Here is a 4,994-nt window from a genome sequence, read left to right as displayed (position 1 = left end):
AAGATCAGGCCGCCACCATGGCCGCCTTGAAGGTCAAAAAGCTCAGCAACGAACTCCAGTTATCCCTCCTGTAGTGGCACGCTGACTAGGTCAACCTAGTCAAATCAACCACTTACAGCATTTGGTGTCGAACTCGGGGGGTATGGGCGCACAAGAATGGCTCGTGAATGTGCTGGATCCAGACCAGCCTGGCCGGCGCACGTTCCAAACCGCCGAATTCGGCCCCCAAGGCGCCTTGGTCGCTGATCGGGCGACGCCGCACGTCTGCCATCTCTTGCGCACCCAGTGGGAGACTCGCCCGACCCAGCAAGGTGATCGACTGTTTCTGATGGGGCAACTGATCAACCTGGACGAGGGCACCCCATTGGCACAGCCCTTTTACAAGCGCTTCGATCGCAAACTCAAGCGGCAAAGGGAAACGCCCTCCGCAAACCGGCCCCTGCGGTATTTCCAGCCATGATCGGATCCAGCGCACACAGAGATGGCATGGCGCACCGCAAAAGCAGGTCGCACCGTATGCGCAGCAGGCCTTTCCGCGCCACAGCCACTTGTTTGTTCCTGATGAACATGGGGGGGCTTCCCCAATCAGGGTATGGGGCCAATGACGTGAATCACGGGCGCATGGCCGAACGTACAGAGCGCACCGAAACGCGCTTCATCCAGCAATTCAGCGACTCCGAGATCTTCGATTGCAGGAACGGCAAATCCAGCTTGACCTTGGGCGTCAGCGCCGCCCTGTCGAGTGCCACTCCATTGCCGGAGATGCCGCACGAACAGCGGGCCCGGGTGTTGGGCATTGAAATCAGTCCCGCGCCCCATTCGGGTGGCAAGGGCATCGCGCGCTTGTGGGCCCTGGTGTCCTTCGAGGCCCAAGATCAAAGGCTGTTGGGCACGCTGAACAATGGCGCAACCCTCACACTGGAACGTTTTGGCCCCACACCCCATTGGCCATTCCAATCTCAAGCAGACAGCCAGCGTTTTTTCACCCTGCGTGTGGACAACGGCGCCGTCTACCAATGCAAAGCGGTCTATCAGCCTGATCGCTGACGGAATACGCTGCCGCACCCATCACGCTTGACCTCCATCAAGCCCCTCGCGGCCTGCGCCCACGCCCCCAGCCAATCGGTTCATCATGAAAGCCTCACGGCTGCATGAGTTGGGGCATGGGACAAGAGATACACGCCAGTCATTTCTCCGAGCAAGATCAAGCGCGCTTTGACTCCGCTTTGGCCGCTGAAACACGTTTGGCCCGTACGTTGTTTCAGCAAGGCGGCTTTGCACGCACCGGCATGACGGCGGGGTACGAGCTGGAGGCGTGGCTGCTGGACCGCAACTTCTATCCCAAGCCTTGCAACCAGCGCTTTCTCCAAGCCTTGGCCAGCCCCTTGGTGGTGCCGGAGTTGTCCCGCTTCAACATCGAACTCAATGGTCTGCCGCAGCCCCTCACCGGGCGGGGCCTGAGCCACATGGCGCAGGCGCTGGCTGAGACCTGGTCGGCCTGCGCCCACACGGCCCATGCAGACGGAGGCTCGGTGTTGGCCATCGGGACGTTGCCCACGCTGCGTGAGGTAGACCTGAACCTGGCCAGCATGACGCCCGCAAGCCGCTACCGCGCGCTGAACGAGCGGGTGCTGCGGGCTCGGGGTGGACGCCCGCTGACGCTGAAGATTGAAGGGCTGACGCAGCTCGATACCACGCACCGCGATGTGATGCTCGAAGCGGGCACCACATCGTTTCAGCTCCACCTGCAGGCGCCGGCGCAGCACATGCATCGCTACCTGAACGCCGCCACGCTCCTCAGCGGGCCCCTGATCGCACTCTCGGCCAACTCCCCCTTCCTGTTCGGGCAGGCCTTGTGGCATGAAACACGCATCCCCCTGTTCGAGCAAGCCGTGGCCTGTGGCGACGACGATGCGGGCCATCGCGTGACGTTCGGGCATGGCTACGTCGGACCCGATGTCACCGAACTGTTTGACGACAACCTGTTGCGCTATCCCGTCTTGCTGCCCTTGTGCAGCGATGCGCCGCTCGACGACTTTGCGCACTTGCGCTTGCACAACGGCACGGTGTGGCGCTGGAATCGGCTGCTGATCGGGTGGGATGCGCAGCAGCAGCCCCATTTGAGACTGGAGCAGCGCGTGATGCCGGCCGGCCCCAGCCTGATCGACATGTGGGCCAATGCCGCCTTCTTTTATGGCGCCGTGCACATGCTTGCCACCCAACCCTTGCCGCCCGAACGGCTTGTGCCCTTCGACACGGCACGCACCAACTTCTACACCGCGGCTCGAGAAGGCCTGCAAGCCCCACAGACCTGGCTGGATGGCAAGGTGTGGTCGGCCCAAGAGCTGCTGACCCAACTGCTGCCGCTGGCGCGTGAAGGCCTGAATCGCCTGGGCATTGCCGCCACCGACATCGACCGCTATCTGGACGTGGTGACCCTGCGTCTGCGCACCGGGCAAAACGGCGCTGCCTGGCAACTGGCGCACCATGCCCGGCATCACGATCTCTTCAAGCTCACTGCCGACTATCTGGCCCACCAACGCAGCGGCGCCCCCGTCCACGAGTGGCCCCTATAACCCCATTGGCTTCACCCACCCGCCATGACGATTGCACCGCTTCAACTGACTCGCCTGTATGCCCTGCCCGAGGGCTTTCTGGATACCTCGGCCCGCGATTTACACCGCGTCCTGCCGGGCCCCACGCTCATCCACCTTCCGGGGCGGCGGACGCCCGAGTTGTTCGTCTCCGTGCTGCTGCACGGCAATGAAGATGTGGGGCTGGTCGCCATCCAGCAGGTGCTCAAGGCCCATGCCGGCCGTGAGCTGCCACGGGCCCTGTCCATCCTGATAGGCAATGTCACCGCGGCCCAGGAGGGCGTGCGACGCCTGGACGGGCAACCGGACTACAACCGGGTGTGGCCCGGCACGGTGCAACACGAAGGCACGCCCGAATGTGCGGTCATGACCGAGGTGCACGACATCATGGTGCAGCGCGGCCTGTTCGCCAGCATCGACATCCACAACAACACCGGCCTCAACCCTCACTATGGGGTCGTCAACCGACTGGATCCCGCCACCTTGCACCTGGCCATGCTGATGTCGCGCACGGTGGTGTGGTTCAAGGGTCCGCCGGGTTCTCAGACCGGGGCGTTCAGCCCGCTGTGCCCCTCGGTCACGGTGGAATGCGGCAAGCCCGGTGTGCCGGCCAACGAAGCCGCAGCGGCCCGGTTCATCGAGGCCTGCCTGCATCTGTCGGAATTCCCGACCCACGAGGTCCGTGAGCAGGATCTGGATCTGTACCACACCCTCGCACTGGTCAAGGTGGCCCCTGAGGTGAATTTTGGCTTTGGCGACCCGCATCGGGCGGTCAACTTCGACCCCCAACTCGATCACAAGAACTTTGTGGAGTTGCAGGCAGGGGCGTCATTCGGGCAGACGCGGCATGCGCAGCCCCTTCAAGCCCTGGACGAAGCCAATGAGGACGTGGCCGCGTCGATGTTCGACACGGCCGACGGGGAACTGCGGCTGAAACGGCCAGCGATGCCGGCCATGTTGACACTCGATGCCCGCGTGGTGCGCCAGGACTGCCTGTGCTACCTGATGGAGCGAGTGCCGTTTGAACGGGTGCGTCAGGCCGCGAAGGCCTGACCCAGCACCAGATCAGCGACGTGGGCCGGAACCCGGGAAGCTGCCGTTGCGCTCGATATGACGGAAGGTGATGCGGCCCTTGGTCAGATCGTAGGGCGACAGCTCCAGCGACACCTTGTCACCCGCCAGGATGCGGATGTGGTGCTTCTTCATCTTGCCCGAGGTGTAGGCAATCAACTGGTGACCGTTTTCGAGGGTGACGCGGAAACGCGAGTCCGGCAGGACTTCGTCGACCACGCCATTCATTTCAATCAGTTCTTCCTTGGCCATGAGGCTGCTCCAGATAAGCAACGGGGATCGAGCCCCCAGGCCACCGGTCATCCCCCTGCCACCTCGTCGACGCGTCGCAGCGTCAAGGGTTACGCAAGAGCCGGGTCGAAAGAGGTCGAATGGTTATTGCAGATAACCGAGCATTATAACGTGATGACAAGTAAAGTGTGCTAATGCGCACCGAACCCGTCACTTACCCCACCAGTCTTCCGGGGCAGGATGCCCGCACCATCGGCCTGATCGGCCTGGCCCACGGCACCTCGCACTTTCATCACATGTTGCTGCCGCCGCTGTTTCCAGTCTTCATCCGGGACTTCGGGCTGAGCTACGCGCAGCTGGGTTTGCTGGTGTCGGTGTTTTTTGCCGTGTCGGGCATCGGTCAGGCACTGGCCGGTTTTTTGGTCGACCGCAAGGGCGCACGACCCGTTCTGTTTGCCGCACTCACCTGTTTTGTGGGGGCATCGCTGGCCGCTGCGTCGGCACACAGCTATGCCGGGCTGATGCTGGCGTCCATCCTGGCGGGTCTGGGCAACGCGCCGTTTCACCCGGTGGACTTCACGATCCTCAACCGGCGAGTATCCCCCGCACGACTGGGCCATGCGTTCTCGGTGCATGGCATCAGCGGCAACCTGGGCTGGGCCCTGGCACCGGTGGTGTTGATCGGGCTGAGCAGCGCCCTGGGGCACTGGCGCCTAGCCTATCTTTGCACGGCGGCCATGGGACTGACGGTGCTGACCATCCTGGTGTGGCAACGCGAAGCGGTGAATGACCACCATGCGCCTCACGCCTTGAACACCCCCGCAGGGCAGCCTGCTGCGCACCCGTTCGCCTTCCTCGCGTTACCGGCCGTGTGGCTGTCGTTCTCGTTCTTTTTCTGGACCACCTCGGCACTGAGCGCCATCCAGAGCTTTGCCAGTCCAGCCCTGCAACAACTGTATGGCCTGCCAGGGGCGGCGACCGCCTTCGTGGTCACGGGCTACATGCTGTGCGGTGCGGTGGGCATGGTGATCGGCGGCTTCATGGTCGCGCGAGTGGAGCGGCTGGAGCGCACCATCGGCTGGGCCATGGCACTGGCGG

At 63.3% G+C, this 4,994-nt stretch carries 6 protein-coding genes; 5 read left to right on the top strand and 1 reads right to left on the bottom strand.

Annotated features, from left to right (window positions below):
• Nucleotides 1-142: 142 nt before the first annotated feature.
• The 4 genes from ACMV18_RS12390 (at nt 143) to ACMV18_RS12375 (ending at nt 3,647) form a co-directional block, all read left to right on the top strand.
• A complete protein-coding gene (locus ACMV18_RS12390; protein WP_420818102.1) occupies nt 143-460 on the top strand; it encodes a hypothetical protein in 318 nt (105 codons plus the stop codon).
• 161 nt (nt 461-621) lie between these two features.
• Entirely contained in the window at nt 622-1,047 is a 426-nt protein-coding gene (locus tag ACMV18_RS12385; RefSeq protein WP_420818101.1) for a hypothetical protein, read from the top strand.
• A gap of 116 nt (nt 1,048-1,163) precedes the next feature.
• Nucleotides 1,164-2,576 (top strand): hypothetical protein, encoded by a 1,413-nt coding sequence (locus tag ACMV18_RS12380; RefSeq protein WP_420818100.1) that lies wholly within the window; start codon nt 1,164-1,166, stop codon nt 2,574-2,576.
• 24 nt (nt 2,577-2,600) lie between these two features.
• Nucleotides 2,601-3,647: a M14 family metallopeptidase gene (locus ACMV18_RS12375; RefSeq protein WP_420818099.1), complete on the top strand. Its 1,047-nt coding sequence runs from the start codon at nt 2,601-2,603 to the stop codon at nt 3,645-3,647.
• A gap of 12 nt (nt 3,648-3,659) precedes the next feature.
• On the opposite strand, the gene infA is transcribed toward ACMV18_RS12375, so the two are convergent.
• Entirely contained in the window at nt 3,660-3,917 is a 258-nt protein-coding gene (gene infA / locus ACMV18_RS12370; protein WP_420818098.1) for a translation initiation factor IF-1, read from the bottom strand.
• Nucleotides 3,918-4,090: 173 nt separating this feature from the next.
• Here infA and ACMV18_RS12365 point away from each other — a divergent pair.
• A partial coding sequence (locus ACMV18_RS12365; protein WP_420818097.1) for an MFS transporter occupies nt 4,091-4,994 on the top strand: 904 nt, incomplete at its 3' end.

The organism is Aquabacterium sp., from assembly GCF_048860245.1.
In the GTDB taxonomy this organism is placed as follows: domain Bacteria; phylum Pseudomonadota; class Gammaproteobacteria; order Burkholderiales; family Burkholderiaceae_C; genus Aquabacterium.
This window is presented reverse-complemented; position numbering and strand designations above follow the sequence as displayed.

Coding starts and splice junctions, on each gene's coding strand:
- ACMV18_RS12385 (WP_420818101.1), top strand. CDS start 622: ATGGCCGAACGTACAGAGCGCACCGAAACGCGCTTCATCCAGCAATTC.
- infA (WP_420818098.1), bottom strand. CDS start 3,917: ATGGCCAAGGAAGAACTGATTGAAATGAATGGCGTGGTCGACGAAGTC.
- ACMV18_RS12380 (WP_420818100.1), top strand. CDS start 1,164: ATGGGACAAGAGATACACGCCAGTCATTTCTCCGAGCAAGATCAAGCG.
- ACMV18_RS12390 (WP_420818102.1), top strand. CDS start 143: ATGGGCGCACAAGAATGGCTCGTGAATGTGCTGGATCCAGACCAGCCT.
- ACMV18_RS12375 (WP_420818099.1), top strand. CDS start 2,601: ATGACGATTGCACCGCTTCAACTGACTCGCCTGTATGCCCTGCCCGAG.